Source organism: Exiguobacterium sp. CH10 (assembly GCF_018617635.1).
Taxonomy (GTDB): Bacteria; Bacillota; Bacilli; order Exiguobacteriales; family Exiguobacteriaceae; genus Exiguobacterium; species Exiguobacterium aestuarii_A.
In genome coordinates this window covers 1-18386 of record NZ_JACSKO010000009.1, presented here as the reverse complement: position 1 = coordinate 18386, position 18386 = coordinate 1, and the positions used below count along the sequence as shown (strand labels likewise).

Genomic DNA, 18386 nt, shown 5'->3' with positions numbered 1-18386 from the left:
AGCCAGGATCAAACTCTCCAAAGAATTTGATATAGCTCTTAAATTGACGAAGCTTGCGCTTCATTCAAAAATTGTAAAACTTATTTTTGCCTCATCGTTCAGTTTTCAAAGTTCGTCTGTCGCTCTTGGCGACTTTAATATCTTACCAAGTGAAGAACAAAAGGTCAATCACTTTTTAAAATATTTTTTATTTTGTTTGCCGCTTATCTCGGCGACGTCTATTAATATATCAGTAAAACTTTAACCACGCAACCCTTTTATTAAAATAGTTTTAAGAAATTTATTAAATTATGCTTTAATCACTCACACTATATTTTTTCTTCATTATATAGGGTTAAAAATAAAATAAGGCGAGCCAACGGCTTCGCCTTATGAACGGAGAGACGATAAGGATACATTTCGTTTTTTCGCCTCTTTCAAATAGAAAAAGTAAAGAGCTTCTGCTTGCTTCACTTGAGCCGCTAATTCTCCTGTATCTTCGATGCTAACTTCAAGCATCCGACGTTTCGACTCAAACTTAGCTTTCGCTTCCATCAACTCAGTCAGTAGTCGTTGATTATAATCATCTTTTAACGACTTACGAAACCATTTCATAATTCTCTTCTACCTTCCATCGCTCGAGACAAGGTCACTTCGTCCGCATACTCTAAATCCCCACCGACGGGCAAACCATGCGCGAGACGAGTTACACGGATTCCTGTCGGCTTAAGTAAGCGTGATAAATACATCGAAGTCGCTTCTCCCTCAATGTTCGGGTTCGTCGCTAAAATCACTTCTTGAATTGACTCGTTCTCTTGTAACCGTGTCAGCAAGCTTGAAACGTTAATATCCTCTGGACCAATCCCTTCCATTGGACTTATGGCTCCATGAAGAACATGATATTTCCCTCTATACTCTCTCATTTTCTCCATGGCAATCACGTCTCTTGAATCTTGAACCACACAAACTACCGTTTCATCCCGGTGTGAGTCTTTACAGATTGCACAAGGATCAATATCTGTAATGTGCCCGCAAACGGTACAATATTTGATGTCCCGTTTCGCACTGACGAGAGACTTCGCAAACGTTAATACATCGTCTTCTTCCATATCTAATACATGGAACGCCAAACGCACTGCAGTTTTCGGACCGATTCCAGGTAGTTTCGTAAAACTCTCAATCAATCGTCCAATGGCTTCAGGGTATTGCAACTCGCATCGATCCTTTCTTCACTTAAAAGCCTGGGAGATTCATACCTTGTGTGAAACGCCCCATCTTATCATTTACAAGCTGATCAGCTTGCTTCATCGCATCATTAATTGCTGCTAAGACGAGATCCTGCAACATATCTACATCGTCCGGGTCGACGACATCTTCTGCAATGATGACATCTAAAACTTCTTTATGACCGCTGACGACAACTTTTACCATGCCGCCTCCTGCAGTACCTTCTACTGATAACTCTTTTAGTTCTTCTTGAGCTTTCGCCATATCTTTTTGCATCTTTTGCATTTGTTTCATCATGTTATTCATATTTCCCATTCCACGCATTCAGAGCGCCTCCCTTATGTTTCTTCGATTTCAACGACATCGCCAAAACGTTCCATCGCCTGTGCAACCAACGGGTCTTCAGTTTCTGGTTCTTCGACTCGTTCTGTCCGCTCTGCTTGTTTTTGAAGGATAAACTCATTCTTCAGTTCATTCCAATCCGTTTCAAGCACCGCCATAATTTCACGACGAATCCCCGTAACTTCAAATAACGCCTGCTCGATTACATCACGCGTACGACCATTCGAACTCACTTGTTCATAGTGCCATGTCATTCCATCTTTAAATTGTACCAGTAAGGTGTCACTTGCACAAAGGACAGCCTCACTTTCATAGAAGAGTGCGAAGATTGGACCATCCTGTATCCGAATATTCGTCATGATGTCGCCCCAACTATCGCGAATCGCATTCAAATGCTGTCGCTCTGCCCGCTGAAGTAATTGGCGAATCCGCTCTTTCGGCACTCGGATTTGAGTCCGTTTCGGAGCAGGCTTCGGTTTTTCTACCTCTCCACCTGTCACAGTCACGCCATTCTTCTTCACTTCATTCAATTCACGGCTCAACTCACGTACTTGGTCTTGAAGTTGTGTCATCTGCTCACTGATCGTGCGACCTTGTTCTGCAATTCGAATGAACGTCAACTCTACCAATACCTTCGGATGATTCGACAGCCTCATTTGCTGCTGGCACTCATTGAGCTCTTCAATCACTTGGAACAATTCGTCCGTCGAAGTCGCTTCGACAAACTGACGAAACTCATCAGTTGGACGAGCACGCTCTAATAAATCAGCAGCTTGTGGAGAGGCTTTTAAGAGTAACGCATCCCGATGGACGAACACTAAGTCTTCGATGAAACGCTTTAAATCCTTCCCTTCACGTAACATCATTTCAAGCGTACTCAAAATCGCATTTAACTCTTTTTTCTGTAACCCGTATGCCATTTCGAGCAGTGTTTCATCCGTCACAGCACCCGTTACTTCTAACACCGCTTCTTCCGTCAGACGCCCATCGCTAAATGCTAAGGCCTGATCAAGCAAGCTAAGGGCATCCCGCATCCCGCCATCAGCAGCCCGTGCGATTAGTTTCAATGCTTCCGGATCATAATCATGGTCTTGATCATTCAAAATATAGGCCATCCGGGTTTGCAATTGACTCACTTCATGTCGTTTGACATCAAATCTCTGACAACGCGAAATAATCGTTGCCGGAATTTTATGCGGTTCTGTCGTCGCTAAGATAAAAATTGCATGTGCTGGCGGTTCTTCGAGTGTTTTCAATAATGCATTGAATGCACCTGTCGACAACATATGCACTTCATCAATGATATATACTTTGTAACGCCCTTGAGACGGTGGATATTTGACTTTGTCTCGGATTTCTCGAATTTCGTCAACTCCATTATTTGATGCCGCATCGATTTCAAAAACGTCCGGACTCGTACCTTCCGTGATAGCGATACACGTCGGACAGGTATTACACGGTTCACGTGTCGGTGCACTTTCACAGTTGATCGCCTTAGCAATGATTTTCGCTAAGCTCGTCTTCCCTGTCCCGCGTGGACCTGAAAACAAATATGCGTGTGACATCCGCTCCTCTAATAAAGCGTTTTGAATCGTACGTGTGATATGAACTTGACCGACGACCTCTTGAAATGACTGAGGTCTGTATACCCGATATAACGCTTGATACGCCATGAGTTCGCCTCCTTCCCCACTTTTCTTCTCTATCTCATCATACAAAAAAATCTACAGCCCTGGGGCCATAGATTGAAGTTATAAAATAAATCTGCCGCGCACCGATTTCTGAAAGCACGTCAACATGCGTTACTCATGCAGTTTGCTCAGCCCAAGCACCCCTGCGGCACACGGTACGTCACCACTTAAGGCTGCTTCCTTCCGGACCTGACCTGGTTCATGGGTGACCGTTGCGCAGGACTCAGACGTCAACGCCACTTACATAAGGCAGACCACACCAGCGCACTCCCTCGAATCGGGATTCAGTCTCGCTACAGCGGATTGCGAGTGACAGGGCACCGCTACCTCCCCACCTAGCACGGCAAATGGGTAAATGAAATTATGCACTATCTCGAGTGCTATTACATTATACTGTTTAATCGATTGGGTTGCAACCTCTCTGATGAAGTCTCTCTTGTTTCTTCCTTTCTCTAAGCGCCCGGAAGAAATCAGTTAGAAGTCGTCCACATTCTTCTGCTAAAACATTTTCGGTTACGTCAGCCTGATGATTGAATCGTTCATCTTGTACCAAATTCATCAACGTACCGCAACAACCCCCTTTCGGATCATGTGCACCGAAGATGACCCGCTTCACTCGGGATAGCACAATGGCACCCGCACACATTGGACACGGTTCGAGTGTGACGTATAACTCACAATCTTCTAATCGCCAATTGCCCAGTGATCGATTTGCTGATTCAATCGCAATCATCTCAGCATGAGCCGCTGCCAATAAATCTGTTTCACGACGATTATGACCAGTCGCAACCACTTCGTCACCTTTTACAATCACACAGCCGATCGGGACTTCCCCGATGGCCTCTGCTTTCTTTGCTTCTTCGATGGCCAACTGCATAAATCGTTCGTCACGTTCCATCGATTCACCTCATTTCTTATTTAACACTATGAAAAAAAATGAAAATCAAATCCCTCGCCATATCATTCGCATTCTATGCTAGAATGGAACTTGCACTTTGGATAATGGAGGATGACATCATATGTTTATAACGGTAGAAGGACCGATTGGTGTCGGGAAAACATCACTGGCCCATATCATCAGTCAGCATTTCTCGATGCAGATGCTGAATGAAATTGTAGAAGAGAACCCATTTCTCGGCAAGTTTTATGAAGATATCGAAGAATGGAGTTTCCAAACGGAAATGTTCTTCTTATGCAATCGATTCAAGCAGTTGGATGATATTCATAAACACCACTTGAGTCAACAGCAATCCGTCGTTTCGGACTATCATATTTTCAAAAACTTGATTTTTGCTCACCGTTCGTTGAAACCTGCGCATTTAAACAAGTACGAGCAGATTTATAAGATTTTGACACATGATATGCCGAAACCTGATGTCGTCATTTACTTACACGCCAGCATTGAGACACTGATGAAACGCGTTGCTTTGCGTGGACGTGAAGTGGAAGAAAATATGTCTCGCGATTATCTCGAACAGCTTGCTCACGATTATGAGACGTTCGTCGAATCCTATCGCGCGGCCCATCCAGAAGTGAAAATCCTCTCATTTAGTGGGGATGAACTCGACTTTGTACACAATCCGGACGATTTGACACATGTCCTCAAGACGATTGAACGCGAATTAGAATTAACTAAAGGAGCACAATTAAAATGAAGCTGATTGATAAATATAACATTCCGAACGATACGATCATTACAATCGGTGGAATGGTTGGAATCGGGAAATCGACGATTACCAATTCGTTGGCCGATGCTTTAAACTTCCGAACGTCGCTAGAGAAAGTAGATACGAACCCTTACCTCGATAAATTCTATCATGATTTTGAACGTTGGAGTTTCCATCTTCAAATTTACTTCTTAGCAGAACGCTTTAAAGAACAGAAGAAAATCTTCCAATACGGTGGCGGCTTCATTCAAGACCGTTCCATCTATGAAGACACAGGCATCTTCGCAAAAATGCATTATGAAAAAGGGACGATGTCACCAACAGACTACGAAACGTATTCAAGTTTGTTCGAAGCTATGGTGTTAACACCCTTCTTCCCACACCCAGACTTATTGATTTATCTTGAAGGTTCGTTCGAACAAGTCCTTGAACGTATCCAGATGCGCGGTCGCGAGATGGAGCAACAAACACCAATCGCCTATTGGGAAGAGATGTACGAACGCTACACAGAGTGGATCAACAACTTCAACTTGTGCCCAGTACTACGTCTCTCGATTGAAGAGTACGATCTCATCAAAGACCCAGATTCAGTCGAACTCATCCTTGAAAAAATTGAAAAGCAGTTAACGATTGCTCGTGAAGCAAAAGTTAGATAATCATACAGAGGGATTACGCCATCAAAAGCGTGATCTCTCTTTTTTGTGCATAAAAAAATCCACAGCGCATATGTCTGTGGATACAAAAAATGCATCTGCCTCTGCAGATGCCCGATTGAAAGCGGAGTTGGTGGGATTCGAACCCACGCGAGCCTTGCGACTCCTAACGGATTTCGAGTCCGTCCCCTTCAGCCGGACTTGGGTACAACTCCAGGCCTAAAAAAGTGTAAAAAAAAGAAAGTGGAGGAGGTGGTGGGATTCGAACCCACGCAGGCTGTTACACCCCTGACGGTTTTCAAGACCGTTCCCTTAAACCACTTGGGTACACCTCCAAAAGATATAAAATTGTGTGAGCCTCCAAAAAAGAAATGGAGGAGGTGGTGGGATTCGAACCCACGCAGGCTGTTACACCCCTGACGGTTTTCAAGACCGTTCCCTTAAACCACTTGGGTACACCTCCAAAGCTCATATGCAATTCGTGAGCAACAGTGTCGCTCGACATGATTTATAGTACCAACTGAAGAGACAGATGTCAAACCCTTTTGTGAAAAAACATTAAAAAAAATTGAGCGCCTCAAAATCGAGGCGGCTCAAGTGTTTAGTTCGGCATTTCAATCTTTTCTTTCCCACCCATGTAAGGACGAAGCACTTCCGGAATGACGACTGATCCATCTGCCTGTTGATAGTTTTCCAAAATCGCTGCCACCGTTCGACCGACTGCCAATCCTGAGCCGTTCAATGTATGAACGAATTCTGGTTTCGCGTTGGCATCACGACGGAAGCGAATTCCCGCACGACGCGCTTGGAAATCTTCGAAGTTAGAGCAAGAAGAAATCTCACGATACATCCCTTGTGCTGGCATCCATACTTCGATGTCATATTTTTTCGCAGCTGTGAAGCCGAGGTCTGCCGTGCACATGCTGAGTACTTGATACGGAAGTCCAAGACGCTTCAATACCTCTTCAGCATGACCTGTCAATAATTCTAGTTGTTCATATGACTCTTCTGGTTTCACGAAGCGGACGAGCTCGACTTTGTTGAACTGGTGCTGACGAATCAAGCCACGTGTATCACGACCAGCTGAACCGGCTTCAGAACGGAAGTTAGCGCTATATGCTGTATACGTAATCGGAAGCTGTGTTTCCGGGATGATTTCTTCACGGTGCATGTTTGTAACTGGCACTTCAGCTGTTGGAACGAGGAAGTAGTTTGTGTCCTCTACTTTGAACGCATCTTCTTCAAATTTAGGAAGTTGACCTGTTCCAATCATCGAATCACGATTGACCATGTACGGCGGCAATACTTCTGAGTATCCATGCTCGTCTGAATGAAGGTCCATCATAAAGTTGATCAGAGCACGTTCTAAGCGAGCACCTAATCCTTTATAGAAGACAAAACGGCTACCCGTTACTTTTCCAGCGCGCTCGACATCGACGATTTTTAGGTCTTCCATCACGTCCCAATGTTGCTTTGGCTCGAAATCAAAATCAGGCTTCGTTCCGATTTCACGAATCGTCACGTTATCGTCTTCTGTCTCACCGATTGGAGTTGACTCATGTGGGATGTTTGGAATGCTGAGTAAGATCAAGTTGAGCTCTGCCTCTACTTCTCGTAACTCCTCATCCAACAATTTGATTTCATCCCCAAGACGGCGTGTTTCCAAGATTGGACCTTCTGCATCTTGTTTGTTGCGTTTTAGTTCAGCGATTTGTTTTGTCGCTTCATTGCGCTTCGCTTTCTTTACTTCCACTTCGTTAATCAAGTCACGGCGCTTTTCTTCTAACTGCGGGAAGCGGTCAAGTGCACTCAAATCTTCTCCACGGTAAGCTAATTTTTCTTTAATCCCTTCAAAATCTTGTCGTAAACGTTTAATGTCTAACATTGTTGTTCCTCCTTTTTTCATATAAAAAAGGCGGCACGTCCCTTTCCCGTAGGAAAGGGACGAACCACCTTGGATCCGCGTTGCCACCCTCGTTGCCCAAATGCATGAGCCACTCGATGCACGTAACGTGTGCCAAACGTGACTTGTTTCCAAGTCAATGCTCCGAGGCCGATTCGGTTACGCCATCTCACTAGTTTGCACCAACCACTAGCTCTCTGTCAGTAGACGTACGTAACGTACTTATTCTCATCATCGCATCTGTCATTGAATTAATCTTACTTTACAACATCTGAACTTGTTCGACAAGACTGATTTTTCCAAGTGCCAATCTGATTTGATCGAGGAAATCAACAAATGCTCGCGTCATTCTCGTCAAAAACGAAGCCGTATCAACCGCCTCTGCCGTGACAAGCGTCATCTTCGGAGGCGTCTCCCCTTCTAAATAGCGAACTTGATCCGAGGAGTCGATGGTAACCGTACCTGCCTGTGTATCGACCTTGACCGGAGCGTCTAGTTCGAGCAGTTCAACTTTCGGTTCAGGGACAGGTTTCCCTTTTTCGACTAACACTTCAAAGTCATTCGTCGTCCGGACAGCGACTTGTTCCGTTTCACCTTGAGAGACCGTTGCCGTTTCCGAAATGGTTTCCCCCGTCCGTAAAATCGGTGTCATGACGAAATCTGCGTATGCATAGTCGTGTAACGCTTTCGTCGCGACGTAGCGTCCCTCATCAGATGGTGCGCCAAGAACGACGGATAACACAGTGCGACCATCCCGCGTCGACACACCGACAAAGCAATAGCCTGCTTCATTCGTTGTTCCTGTCTTAAAGCCGAGCATCCCTGGATAGGCGAGATCCCGGTCGGCAAGCATTCGGTTCGTCGCGTCAAAGCGAACACCGTCGACATCCACGTATGCGCGTTTCGTCACGTCAAGCACTTCCGGATAAGTCGTCAAATACGCAATCGCCAACTTCATTAAATCATTGGCAGATGTCAAATTATCTCCTGGTAGACCGGCTGACACAGAATCGAGTCCCGATGCATTTGCGAACGTCGTTTGTGTCATCCCCAACTCATCCGCTCGACGATTCATTTCTTTGACGAACGCCTCTTCTGAACCAGACACCGCTTCCCCGAGCGTCACAGCCGCTTCGTTCGCCGAACGAATTAATGCTGCATCGTATAACTCTTTGACGGTATACGGTTTATTCAGTAGCGGGATTCGTGCAAGTCCCGGTTTTCTCGTCAGCGCCAAGGCAGCGTCACTCGGTGTAACCTCTTGATTCCAACTGAGCTTTCCTTCTTCAATCGCTTCACGCGTCAAAAATGCCGTCATCAGCTTTGTGATCGAGGCCGGTTGAAGCATGGCATCTTCCTGTTTTGTAAATAAGACCTGCCCTGTCGTCACGTCTACGAGCATCGCGCTCGCCGCGTCGACTTTTGGCGCGGCCGCAGAGGCGACTGAGGGTACGATTACTTGTACAAGCAACATGGCAACAAACATCATGATTAAATAGCGAGCCTTCACATAGTTTCCCCTTTCTATACGCTTCTTTGTTCAGTGTAACAAAAAATAAGTTTGAAGGACCCCCTTTTCATGAGGTCCCTCAAACTTATGCATATTGCTTCTGATTTTCTTTAACCATCTCGATAAAATAACGGGGCAATGATAAATCTTCTGTCAACTCTGGATGGAACGAACAAGCCAGGTACTGGTTGTAACGAACTGCTACAATCGCTTCCTCAACTTCAGCGAGCACATCTACTTCCGGTTCAACTCGCGCCACTTGTGGGGCACGAATAAACACCGCTTCGACTGGCTCATCAATTCCTTTTACCGGAAGATCGACTTCAAAACTGTCGACCTGACGTCCGAATGCATTACGTTTTACTGTCATCGGAATTTTCTTTAAGTGGGCGTCATACCCTTCGACTTCGTTCGCGAGAAGAATCATGCCGGCACATGTGCCAAACATCGGTAACGTCTCCATGTCGCGAAGTGGCTCAAGTAACTCATAACGATCGAGTAAACGTCGCATCGCGGTACTTTCTCCACCTGGTAAGACTAATCCATCGATTGCTTTCAAGTCTTCTAGCGAGCGGACTACAACGGTTTGAGCACCGAGCGCTTCAAGCATACGAACATGCTCACGAATTGCACCCTGCATCCCTAATACGCCAATCGTTACCATCTTACCAGCCTCGTGGTGCCATGAGTTCTTCCTCTTTGAGCGTACGGACGTCTAGTCCTTTCATCGCCTCACCTAATCCTTTTGAAAGATGTGCAATCCGCTCATAGTCATCGTGGTACGTTGTCGCTTCTACGATGGCACGTGCGAATTTCTCTGGGTTCTCTGCTTTGAAAATACCAGATCCGACGAATACACCATCTGCTCCGAGGTGCATCATCAAGGCAGCATCCGCTGGTGTCGCGATTCCACCCGCTGCAAAGTTAACGACAGGGAGACGACCCGCTTCACGAATTTGCATAAGCACTTCAAATGGAGCTCCGAGGTCACGAGCCTCTGTCATGACTTCATCCACGCTCATCGACAAGAGACGTTTCACTTGTGCTTGTACGGTGCGCATGTGACGAACCGCTTCCACGATGTTCCCTGTTCCCGGCTCACCTTTTGTACGAATCATCGCTGCGCCTTCGCCGATACGACGCGCCGCTTCGCCAAGGTCACGCGCTCCACATACGAACGGTGCTGTATAGTCGCGTTTGTACAAGTGGAACTCTTCATCTGCTGGCGTCAACACTTCACTCTCATCGATAAAGTCGACCCCCATCGACTCGAGTACACGAGCTTCAGCGATATGTCCGATACGGCATTTTGCCATAACCGGAACAGATACTGCTCCCATGACGTCTTCAATGATTGTCGGGTCGGCCATACGGGCAACCCCACCCATTTTACGGATATCCGAAGGCACACGTTCAAGTGCCATGACAGCAACCGCACCTGCAGCTTCAGCAATTTTCGCCTGTTCTGCGTTGATGACGTCCATGATGACGCCACCTTTTTGCATTTCTGCCATCCCACGTTTTACTTTATCTGTTCCTACTTGTCTCTTTTCCATTGAAATCCCTCCATGAGTTCATGTTCTACTTGCTAGTATAAGCTGGATTGACTATATTAAAAGTGCCAGATTATCATTTTTTAAAGTGGTCAGTTTGAAAAAAGGACTCTATTGCTACTATCGCGAACGTGTTGAAGTATAAAGGAGGAATCAATATGTTCGACCACAATCCGTTTGAAGGAGGTCATCGCGCCTCATTCGGTACACCTGGAATTGTCTCAGCCTTGATCATCATCGGTTTTCTCTTATACTTCTTTTTCGGCTCGTAAAGAAAGGAACGTCGTCTTATGGATATGCTTACCTTCTCACTTGAACAAGACTCATCCATCCCGCTATATGAGCAATTGTATAAACACATTCGGGATGCTATCGTCGACGATACGTTAAAGACGGGTACCAAGTTACCTTCGAAACGCAAACTCTCTCAATTTTTGGACGTGTCTCAGACGACAGTCGAGTTCGCTTACGCCCAGTTACTCGCTGAAGGGTACATTGAATCCGTTCCCCGGAAAGGATTTTATGTGTTACCGCAAGAGGAACTGTACGTCCGGCGATCGAGCAGCACCATCACGCCGTCCCCACCTAAAAAGACGTATACGTACGATGTATCGCCAAGTCAAATCGATACGACCGCTTTTCCGTTTGAACGTTGGAAACGACACTTTAAGAATGTTGTCGATGAGGTTCATCATGAACTACTCGCGCTAGGTTCCGTCCAAGGGGATCTCGAGCTACGACAGGAAATAGCGACCTATCTCTATCATTCACGAGGCGTCCAGTGCTCACCTGAACAAATCATCGTCGGACCAGGGACAGAACAACTCCTTCCACAGCTTTTGGATTTGTTACCTGATGCATCGGTCTTTGGCATTGAAGATCCCGGCTATCCGCTCACTCGTCTTTTATTCGAGCAACAGGGGCGCACCTCTATCCCGATCCCGGTAGATGAAAGTGGCGTTTGTGTCAGTGAGCTCGAACGCCATGAAATCGATGCGCTATATGTGACACCTGCCCATCAATTTCCGACAGGTACTGTCCTATCCGTCAGTCGACGCCAACGTTTATTGAATTGGGCGCTCGTTCACCAGACGTATATCATTGAGGACGATTACGATAGTGAGTTCCGTTATAGTGGTAAACCCATCCCCTCTCTTCAAAGTATGGACCCGAACGAACGTGTCATCTATATCAGTACTTTCTCGAAATCACTCATGCCATCCCTTCGTATTGGATATATGGTGTTACCAACACCTCTTTTGAATCGTTACCGAGAGCGGCATCATTACTTCACGTGTAGCGTCCCACGATTCGAACAGCATACGTTGGCTCTATTTATGTCGAGTGGTGACTTCGAGAAGCATTTGAATCGGATGCGAAAAATATACCGTCGCAAGTTAGAGATCGTGCTCGCCGCCTTCCGCCCATTCGAACCAATTGTCACAGTGACAGGTGCGAGCGCTGGATTGCACGTTGTCTTGACCGTCATCAGCGATCGGACAGAGCAAGAATTGAAACAATCCGCTGAATCGTCTGAAATCGCCATCAAATCGATGAACGACTATCGCATCGTACACCCAGATTCGCACATACAATTTTTGTTTGGCTTTGCACACTTGCCTGAATCATCGTTACCGAATGTGATCGATCAGTTGATGGATGCCTGGGAAATCCCGAAAGGAGTGACTCCATGAAGCGACACGTCCGATGGATCATCGGAATCTGTTTACTCGGCAGTGGTCTATTCTTTTTAACGAGTTCGATTTGGAAAGAGAATATCGCCAGTTCAACGAGTGAATATGTCGTTGAACATATGGAATTGCAAGACGAGAGTGAAATTGAGTCGAGTTATGATTTTGCGGCAGTCACACCACTCTCTTTAACGGACGTCTTACAAGCGCGCAATCGGTTTCATCAGTTGCCGACAATCGGTGTCATTTCGATTCCAGATGTTTCACTGGAACTCCCGATCGTAAAAGGATTAGATGATGAGAGTCTCGCCGTCGGAGCGGGAACCATGCATCCCGATCAAAAAATGGGGGTAGGCAATTATGCGCTGGCCGGTCATTATTTACAACATGCGACCGCTCTATTCGGTCCGCTCCATGAAGTCCATATTGGTATGAAAATCTATCTTCGAGATGATACACACACTTATGAATACATCGTGACATCGCTTGAGACCGTCTCTCCTGAACGAGTTGATGTATTAGATGAAACAGCTACTCCTACCCTTACATTGATTACTTGTACGTTCGATACGACGGAGCGCCTCATCGTCAAAGGTTCGCTCGTCACTTCTGAATCATGACCGCATCTCCTCAACCAACAGGAGACGCGGTTATTTATTGTTTTTTCAAAAACATATTGTTGGCGCTTACAACTTCCGATAAACTATTTTTGAAAACGTTTGCATAAAATTGTGCAATTAACTCAAACAAAAGAGGTGTCTCATGAAGAAAAAAACTGCTCGTCAGGCTTCAACTTTATTCCTGTCCGGTGCATTGCTCATTCAAGCTGGTGTTCCGATGAACGCATTGGCTGAACCGACCGCAATCACAATTGATGGGGCAAAAACAGATTGGGCTAATATTCCCGCCCTCGCAAGTTCGCCCACTGCTGGATGGCAAGGATTTGATGTCGGTGATTTATACATAAACAATGATGCCCAACACCTTTATTTTTACGTAGACGCGAATAATGTCCCGAACTGGGGAGACAACGGGCAATATATCAACATCGCCCTTCAAATCAATGATGAAGATTCAGGTGTATCGACGAATCCCCTCGGTTATCCATTTGATTTTAAAGGTGTCGACAAGGCGCCTCAGTATCATATTCTCGTCCGAGTCGATGGCGATCAGAATGTAAAAGAGGCTGCTCTTTATCAGGCGGGTCAAGAGAAACCACTTTTGCAATTAAATCAGTTGAACGGTGCGACTTTTGCCTTAGACCGAACGAAAGGATTTGAAGGAAAAGTTCCTCTGTCATTGCTCGGCTTAAACAATGGAGATCAAGTCCGCGCCTTAACTGTATTAAGCGGAAATAACGCCGGAGAACATGGGGCGTTCGATACGATTCCGAGCAACGCTGCCAATCAATTGGCCAATAGTTGGAACGTGTCTGCCACGCCATCCATACAATCTGTTTATAGTGCCCCGTTCACCTTAAATGGGGTAGAGACGATTGACCAACTTGAAGTTGCGTCCGTGACCCCGGCCTCATCATCCATTGATGTGGATGTGTCTGCTCCAATCACATGGACATTTAATGAACCCGTCCGTCTCGATTCGGCATCGGTCACCTTACAACAAGGAGAGACGCGTGTCCCCGTTGATGTGACGACGAACGGTACGAGCGTGACACTTCAACCGAAAGAGGCTCTCGCTCTCAATACGTCATATACGGCCACTATTCCAGAAGGTGCAGTGACTGGAACGATTTCGAACACGACCCTCCCGGCATTGACGACTACTTTCAAAACAGCAACAAAGCTCGCTGATCCTTGGGAAACGACACGCTATATCGAAATGAAGTATGTCCGTGCCGATCATGACTATACGGATTGGAACTTATGGACATGGAGCACAGGGAAAAAAGACGGACAAGTCGATCCATACCGGATAACTGACGATGGGGCCATCTTCCGTATCCCGGTTGGTCAAGACGCCACGAAAGTTGGGTTTGTCATTCGAAAAGGCACGGACTGGGCCGTTAAGGATGCTTATGGAGAAGACAGATACGTCACGCTCGGAGAAGACCGCGTCACGAAGGTCGTCGTCGAAAGCGGAAAAGGTACCTTCCATCAAGTTCCGACAATCAGTGGTCCCGAATACGGTACAGATGGGGTTCAATTCTTCTATCGTGATGTAGCACTCTATGAAGCAGGAGAAATGGATGAAATCGATCAGGTCGCACTCAAAATCAATGGCGAGACGTACCCGATGACTTATGAGCCAGAAAACGAGTGGTTCCGCCACACGGTACGTTTACCTGAAGGAATCCATCACTACACGTATCTCGTCACGAAGGACGGCGTCACGACTGAAGTGAAAGATCCTTATTTCGAGGCTTCTCAAATCGAATATCGTCAACCAACAGTCAAACTCACTTCTTCTGTCAGTCCGAAAGCCATCAGCTCTCGTGAAAATGCGGTTGTTCGAGTAAACCCGACCTTGCCAAAAGGTGTGACACTCCGAGAACTCTATATCGATGCACGCCCACTCGGCGGTCCTGAAAAGTTACACATTGATCGTGCGTTAAACGCCCAAACGATCGCGGTGAAAGACACGGTCAAACCTGGAAATAAGACGCTTGCCGTCACTGCAATCGACCAATATGGAAACGTTCATCGCTCGAAAACAACGATTCGTGTCGTCCCTAAAACGATGAAGGAAAAACAAGCGTTTGACTGGGATGAGGCGCGCATCTATTTCATGCTCACCGATCGCTTCTACAACGGAGATTTATCCAATGACAACCCGAATCGTGAATACTATGACAAAGATCATCCTGAGTCTTACCATGGTGGCGATTTTGCAGGTGTCACGAAAAAACTCGATTATTTAGACGACCTTGGGATCAATACGATTTGGATTACTCCAATTGTGGATAACATCGATTGGGATTTACGATATGGAAAAGACGGTTCTCAATATGGATATCATGGGTATTGGGCCAAGAACTTTGAAAAACTCGATGAGCATCTCGGGGATATGGCTGCCTTCCATAAATTGATTGATGAAGCTCATAAGCGTGGAATGAAGATTATGGTCGACGTCGTCTTGAACCATCCTGGCTACGGAATGGAACCTGGGGCAAGCTCATCCGTTACGAACTTCCCAACGGATGCAGAACGACAAGTATTCAATGGGATGATTCGTGAAAATCCGGTCGACGGGGACGACATCAAAATGTCGTTATCCGGCCTTCCTGACTTCAAGACGGAAGAAGCTGCCGTTCGAGAACAGTTGGTGAAATGGCAGACGGATTGGATCAAACGGTCGAAAACGAAAAATGGCAACACAATTGATTACTTCCGTGTCGATACGGTCAAACACGTGGACTCCACAACGTGGAAATCCTTTAAAAATGAATTAACGGCAATCAAACCGAATTTCAAATTGATTGGAGAGCACTACGGGGCGAGTATTAACAACACAGGCGGCTACTTAAGAAGTGGTCAAATGGATTCCTTGCTCGACTTTGATTTTAAATATCAGGCTGAACGATTCGTAAATGGCAATATCGAAGACGTTGAAAAGGCACTTCAATATCGCAACACGCAATTATCGAACGAAGCGACGCTCGGACAATTCTTGAGTAGCCATGATGAAGACGGATTCCTCGTCTCGCGGGCAGGTGGGGACACTGGGAAGCAAATGGTCGCAGCCTCTCTTCAAATCACAGCGAAGGGCCAGCCTGTGATCTATTACGGAGAAGAGGTCGGTCAATCTGGGAAGCATGCGGGCGATATGGATAAAGGCGAGTTCAATGAAAATCGCTATGACTTCGACTGGTCTCGCGTCAAAGGTGAAGGAAAAGCGATGCATACGCACTATCAAAAACTTTTGAATATCCGTGCAGACTATTCGCACGTATTCAGTAAAGGGACACGTTCGTCCATCGTTTCGAATTCTGAGGCTGGCTATTCAATCTTCAAACGAAGTTATGGAAAACAATCGGTTCTCGTCGGATTAAATACGAAAGAGAAAGCGCAAACCGTTTCCTTCAATACATCGTATAAAGCGAAAACCATTTTGATTGACCGATATAGTGGTAAACAATACATCGTTCAAAAGAATGGCAAAGTTACTGTCACACTCCCTGCTCAAGATCAAGGTGGTACTGTGATTTTAGTAGAGAAGCGCAAATAAATAACCGCCATCCTGAGTGTACAGGATGGCGGCTTTTTACATTAGCGTGAGTAGTTCGGTGCTTCTTTTGTGATATTGACATCGTGTGGGTGACTTTCTTGAAGGCCCGCACCTGTCATCCGAATAAATTGCGTGTCTTCACGAAGGGCACGGATATCGGCAGCGCCACAGTATCCCATACCTGAACGAAGACCACCAATCAATTGATATACCGTGTCAGCGAGTTCGCCACGATATGCGACACGTCCTTCGATCCCTTCTGGAACGAACTTTTTGTCTGCTTCTTGGAAGTAACGGTCTTGGCTACCGCGTTTCATCGATGCTTCAGATCCCATACCACGGTATGTCTTGAACTGACGACCTTGGTAAATTTCCATTTCGCCTGGGCTCTCTTTCACACCAGCAAGCAAGCTACCAAGCATGACAGCGTTTGCTCCAGCAGCGATGGCTTTGACGATATCGCCTGAGTACTTGATTCCACCATCAGCGATGACTGATACACCATGCTCTTTTGCTTCTGTGACACAATCATATACAGCTGTGATTTGTGGAACACCAACGCCTGCAACGACGCGTGTCGTACAGATTGATCCTGGTCCAATTCCGACTTTGATGACCGATGCTCCAGCTTCAATCAAAGCACGTGTCGCTTCAGCAGTAGCTACATTACCTGCAATGATTGGGAGCGATGGGAACGTATCGCGCAACTCACGAACTTTTTCAAGCACACCAGCCGAATGTCCATGTGCTGTATCGATAACCAATGCATCTACGCCTGCTTCTACAAGTACTTGAGCACGTGATGCTGCATCTTTTGTTACTCCGACTGCAGCTGCTACAAGAAGACGACCTTGCTTGTCTTTTGCCGCGTTCGGGAATTGCTCGACCTTCTCGATATCTTTTGTCGTGATGAGACCTTTCAATACGCCAGCTTCATCGACAAGTGGAAGTTTCTCAATGCGGTGTTGATGAAGAATACGCTCTGCTTCCTCAAGCGATGTACCTACTTTTGCAGTGATGAGGTTTTCCGTTGTCATCACTTCCTTGATGACGGTTGAATAATCTTTGATGAAACGAAGATCACGATTCGTCAAAATACCAATCAACTTACGTTCTTCTTCTGAGTTGACGATTGGTACGCCAGAAATGCGATATTTACTCATCAAATACTCAGCGTCATACACTTGACGATCTGGAGTTAAATAGAAAGGATTTGTGATGACACCATTCTCTGAGCGCTTAACGCGATCGACATGCTCAGCCTGCATCTCCATTGACATGTTCTTATGAATGACACCTAAGCCGCCTTGACGGGCCATAGCAATCGCCATCGGAGCTTCCGTGACGGTATCCATACCCGCACTGATGATTGGGATATTCAATTCTAATCCTTCACAGAGCTTTGTGCTTAAATCAACGTCACGCGGTAAAACATTTGAGAACCTCGGTACGAGTAATACATCATCAAACGTTAAACCTTCTTTTGCAAACTTGTTTTCCCACATAAAAATTGATGGCCCCTTTCTCGTTCTACCTACATCTTTGTTTCGAAATATTTCTGTAATGGTAACAGGTATAACGCAAAAGTGCAATTCAATTCCCGATGTTCAGAAAAGTCAGAATTGTGTTCATTCCTCTATAAATGATGAGAATTGTTCGGAGTTTCATAGTAAAAGGGATATAAATACGGAGTTCGATTTCATCATACATACAAAAAAACGACCGAGCGTATGCTCGGTCGTCCTCTCTGTTGTTGCCTGGCAACGTCCTATCCTCACAGGGGGAGATCCCCCAACTACTTTCGGCGCTGAGACGCTTAACTTCCGTGTTCGGCATGGGAACGGGTGTGGCCGTCTCGCTATCGCCACCAGACTCTACAGGGCTTGTTCCCTGAAAACTGAGGATTCATCAACACAAACCATAGACTAGATCAAAGCCTCGACCGATTAGTATCATTCAGCTCCACGTGTCACCACGCTTCCACC

At 46.0% G+C, this 18386-nt stretch carries 17 protein-coding genes, 3 tRNA genes, 1 rRNA gene, 1 other RNA gene and 1 other annotated feature; of the genes, 7 read left to right on the top strand and 15 right to left on the bottom strand.

Going from position 1 to position 18386, the window contains the following annotated elements; genetic code table 11:
* Window positions 1-244, top strand: a 244-nt coding sequence (locus tag KNP04_RS15010; protein WP_214877056.1) for a hypothetical protein, incomplete at its 5' end; no start/stop codon positions are given.
* A gap of 125 nt (window positions 245-369) precedes the next feature.
* Here KNP04_RS15010 and KNP04_RS15005 read toward each other — a convergent pair.
* The 6 genes from KNP04_RS15005 to tadA form a co-directional block, all read right to left on the bottom strand.
* Entirely contained in the window at window positions 370-594 is a 225-nt protein-coding gene (locus KNP04_RS15005) for a YaaL family protein (protein ID WP_214877054.1), read from the bottom strand.
* A complete protein-coding gene (recR, locus tag KNP04_RS15000; protein WP_012727753.1) occupies window positions 591-1190 on the bottom strand; it encodes a recombination mediator RecR in 600 nt (199 codons plus the stop codon). Before recR ends, KNP04_RS15005 begins: the two co-directional genes overlap by 4 nt.
* Window positions 1191-1212: 22 nt before the next feature.
* Window positions 1213-1530 carry a YbaB/EbfC family nucleoid-associated protein gene (locus tag KNP04_RS14995; protein WP_012727754.1) on the bottom strand — a complete coding sequence of 106 codons (318 nt, stop codon included), beginning with the start codon at window positions 1528-1530 and terminating at the stop codon, window positions 1213-1215.
* 14 nt (window positions 1531-1544) lie between these two features.
* Complete coding sequence (gene dnaX / locus KNP04_RS14990) at window positions 1545-3221, bottom strand: DNA polymerase III subunit gamma/tau (RefSeq protein WP_214750038.1); 1677 nt, start codon at window positions 3219-3221, stop codon at window positions 1545-1547.
* A gap of 94 nt (window positions 3222-3315) precedes the next feature.
* Window positions 3316-3583: signal recognition particle sRNA large type (gene ffs / locus KNP04_RS14985), an RNA gene on the bottom strand.
* Window positions 3584-3636: 53 nt separating this feature from the next.
* Complete coding sequence (gene tadA / locus KNP04_RS14980; protein ID WP_214877051.1) at window positions 3637-4137, bottom strand: tRNA adenosine(34) deaminase TadA; 501 nt, start codon at window positions 4135-4137, stop codon at window positions 3637-3639.
* A gap of 121 nt (window positions 4138-4258) precedes the next feature.
* Here tadA and KNP04_RS14975 point away from each other — a divergent pair, with 121 nt between their 5' ends.
* Together KNP04_RS14975 and KNP04_RS14970 are read left to right on the top strand one after the other, a co-directional pair.
* On the top strand, window positions 4259-4894 hold the full coding sequence (locus KNP04_RS14975; protein WP_214697300.1) for a deoxynucleoside kinase: 636 nt from the start codon (window positions 4259-4261) through the stop codon (window positions 4892-4894).
* Entirely contained in the window at window positions 4891-5562 is a 672-nt protein-coding gene (locus tag KNP04_RS14970) for a deoxynucleoside kinase (protein ID WP_251125747.1), read from the top strand. Before KNP04_RS14975 ends, KNP04_RS14970 begins: the two co-directional genes overlap by 4 nt.
* Before the next feature lie 122 nt (window positions 5563-5684).
* On the opposite strand, the gene KNP04_RS14965 is transcribed toward KNP04_RS14970, so the two are convergent.
* From KNP04_RS14965 to pdxS, 7 genes are all read right to left on the bottom strand, one after another.
* A tRNA-Ser gene (locus KNP04_RS14965) sits at window positions 5685-5774 on the bottom strand.
* Window positions 5775-5803: 29 nt separating this feature from the next.
* A tRNA-Ser gene (locus tag KNP04_RS14960) sits at window positions 5804-5894 on the bottom strand.
* Window positions 5895-5931: 37 nt separating this feature from the next.
* Window positions 5932-6022: transfer RNA gene (locus KNP04_RS14955), tRNA-Ser, on the bottom strand.
* A gap of 138 nt (window positions 6023-6160) precedes the next feature.
* Window positions 6161-7444, bottom strand: a complete 1284-nt coding sequence (serS, locus tag KNP04_RS14950; protein WP_214697302.1) for a serine--tRNA ligase — start codon at window positions 7442-7444, stop codon at window positions 6161-6163.
* A 52-nt stretch (window positions 7445-7496) separates the two neighbouring features.
* Window positions 7497-7706, bottom strand: a binding site (T-box leader).
* A gap of 18 nt (window positions 7707-7724) precedes the next feature.
* Window positions 7725-8972, bottom strand: a complete 1248-nt coding sequence (locus KNP04_RS14945; RefSeq protein WP_214877049.1) for a D-alanyl-D-alanine carboxypeptidase family protein — start codon at window positions 8970-8972, stop codon at window positions 7725-7727.
* Between the two features lie 85 nt (window positions 8973-9057).
* Window positions 9058-9636, bottom strand: coding sequence for a pyridoxal 5'-phosphate synthase glutaminase subunit PdxT (pdxT, locus tag KNP04_RS14940; RefSeq protein ID WP_214877047.1), 579 nt, complete (start codon window positions 9634-9636; stop codon window positions 9058-9060).
* A 1-nt stretch (window position 9637) separates the two neighbouring features.
* The gene (pdxS, locus tag KNP04_RS14935; protein ID WP_012727762.1) at window positions 9638-10528 is read right to left on the bottom strand and encodes a pyridoxal 5'-phosphate synthase lyase subunit PdxS; all 891 of its coding nucleotides are present in this window, start codon (window positions 10526-10528) and stop codon (window positions 9638-9640) included.
* A gap of 128 nt (window positions 10529-10656) precedes the next feature.
* Between pdxS and KNP04_RS14930 the strand changes: the two genes are divergently transcribed.
* The 4 genes from KNP04_RS14930 (at window position 10657) to KNP04_RS14915 (ending at window position 16401) form a co-directional block, all read left to right on the top strand.
* A complete protein-coding gene (locus KNP04_RS14930) occupies window positions 10657-10797 on the top strand; it encodes a hypothetical protein (protein ID WP_214877045.1) in 141 nt (46 codons plus the stop codon).
* An 18-nt stretch (window positions 10798-10815) separates the two neighbouring features.
* Window positions 10816-12219 carry a MocR-like pyridoxine biosynthesis transcription factor PdxR gene (gene pdxR / locus KNP04_RS14925; RefSeq protein WP_214877043.1) on the top strand — a complete coding sequence of 468 codons (1404 nt, stop codon included), beginning with the start codon at window positions 10816-10818 and terminating at the stop codon, window positions 12217-12219.
* On the top strand, window positions 12216-12836 hold the full coding sequence (locus KNP04_RS14920; protein WP_214877041.1) for a class A sortase: 621 nt from the start codon (window positions 12216-12218) through the stop codon (window positions 12834-12836). Before pdxR ends, KNP04_RS14920 begins: the two co-directional genes overlap by 4 nt.
* 142 nt (window positions 12837-12978) lie before the next feature.
* Window positions 12979-16401 carry an alpha-amylase family glycosyl hydrolase gene (locus KNP04_RS14915; protein WP_214877039.1) on the top strand — a complete coding sequence of 1141 codons (3423 nt, stop codon included), beginning with the start codon at window positions 12979-12981 and terminating at the stop codon, window positions 16399-16401.
* Between the two features lie 41 nt (window positions 16402-16442).
* Here KNP04_RS14915 and guaB read toward each other — a convergent pair whose 3' ends face one another.
* Complete coding sequence (guaB, locus tag KNP04_RS14910; RefSeq protein WP_214877037.1) at window positions 16443-17906, bottom strand: IMP dehydrogenase; 1464 nt, start codon at window positions 17904-17906, stop codon at window positions 16443-16445.
* A gap of 250 nt (window positions 17907-18156) precedes the next feature.
* Window positions 18157-18273, bottom strand: a 5S ribosomal RNA gene (gene rrf, locus KNP04_RS14905).
* Between the last annotated feature and the right edge of the window lie 113 nt (window positions 18274-18386).

Excerpts from the sequence above, each read along its gene's own strand:
- KNP04_RS15005 (WP_214877054.1), bottom strand. The coding sequence starts at position 594 with ATGAAATGGTTTCGTAAGTCGTTAAAAGATGATTATAATCAACGACTA.
- KNP04_RS14995 (WP_012727754.1), bottom strand. The coding sequence starts at position 1,530 with ATGCGTGGAATGGGAAATATGAATAACATGATGAAACAAATGCAAAAG.
- dnaX (WP_214750038.1), bottom strand. The coding sequence starts at position 3,221 with ATGGCGTATCAAGCGTTATATCGGGTATACAGACCTCAGTCATTTCAA.
- tadA (WP_214877051.1), bottom strand. The coding sequence starts at position 4,137 with ATGGAACGTGACGAACGATTTATGCAGTTGGCCATCGAAGAAGCAAAG.
- KNP04_RS14975 (WP_214697300.1), top strand. The coding sequence starts at position 4,259 with ATGTTTATAACGGTAGAAGGACCGATTGGTGTCGGGAAAACATCACTG.
- KNP04_RS14970 (WP_251125747.1), top strand. The coding sequence starts at position 4,891 with ATGAAGCTGATTGATAAATATAACATTCCGAACGATACGATCATTACA.
- serS (WP_214697302.1), bottom strand. The coding sequence starts at position 7,444 with ATGTTAGACATTAAACGTTTACGACAAGATTTTGAAGGGATTAAAGAA.
- pdxT (WP_214877047.1), bottom strand. The coding sequence starts at position 9,636 with ATGGTAACGATTGGCGTATTAGGGATGCAGGGTGCAATTCGTGAGCAT.
- pdxS (WP_012727762.1), bottom strand. The coding sequence starts at position 10,528 with ATGGAAAAGAGACAAGTAGGAACAGATAAAGTAAAACGTGGGATGGCA.
- pdxR (WP_214877043.1), top strand. The coding sequence starts at position 10,816 with ATGGATATGCTTACCTTCTCACTTGAACAAGACTCATCCATCCCGCTA.
- KNP04_RS14920 (WP_214877041.1), top strand. The coding sequence starts at position 12,216 with ATGAAGCGACACGTCCGATGGATCATCGGAATCTGTTTACTCGGCAGT.
- KNP04_RS14915 (WP_214877039.1), top strand. The coding sequence starts at position 12,979 with ATGAAGAAAAAAACTGCTCGTCAGGCTTCAACTTTATTCCTGTCCGGT.
- guaB (WP_214877037.1), bottom strand. The coding sequence starts at position 17,906 with ATGTGGGAAAACAAGTTTGCAAAAGAAGGTTTAACGTTTGATGATGTA.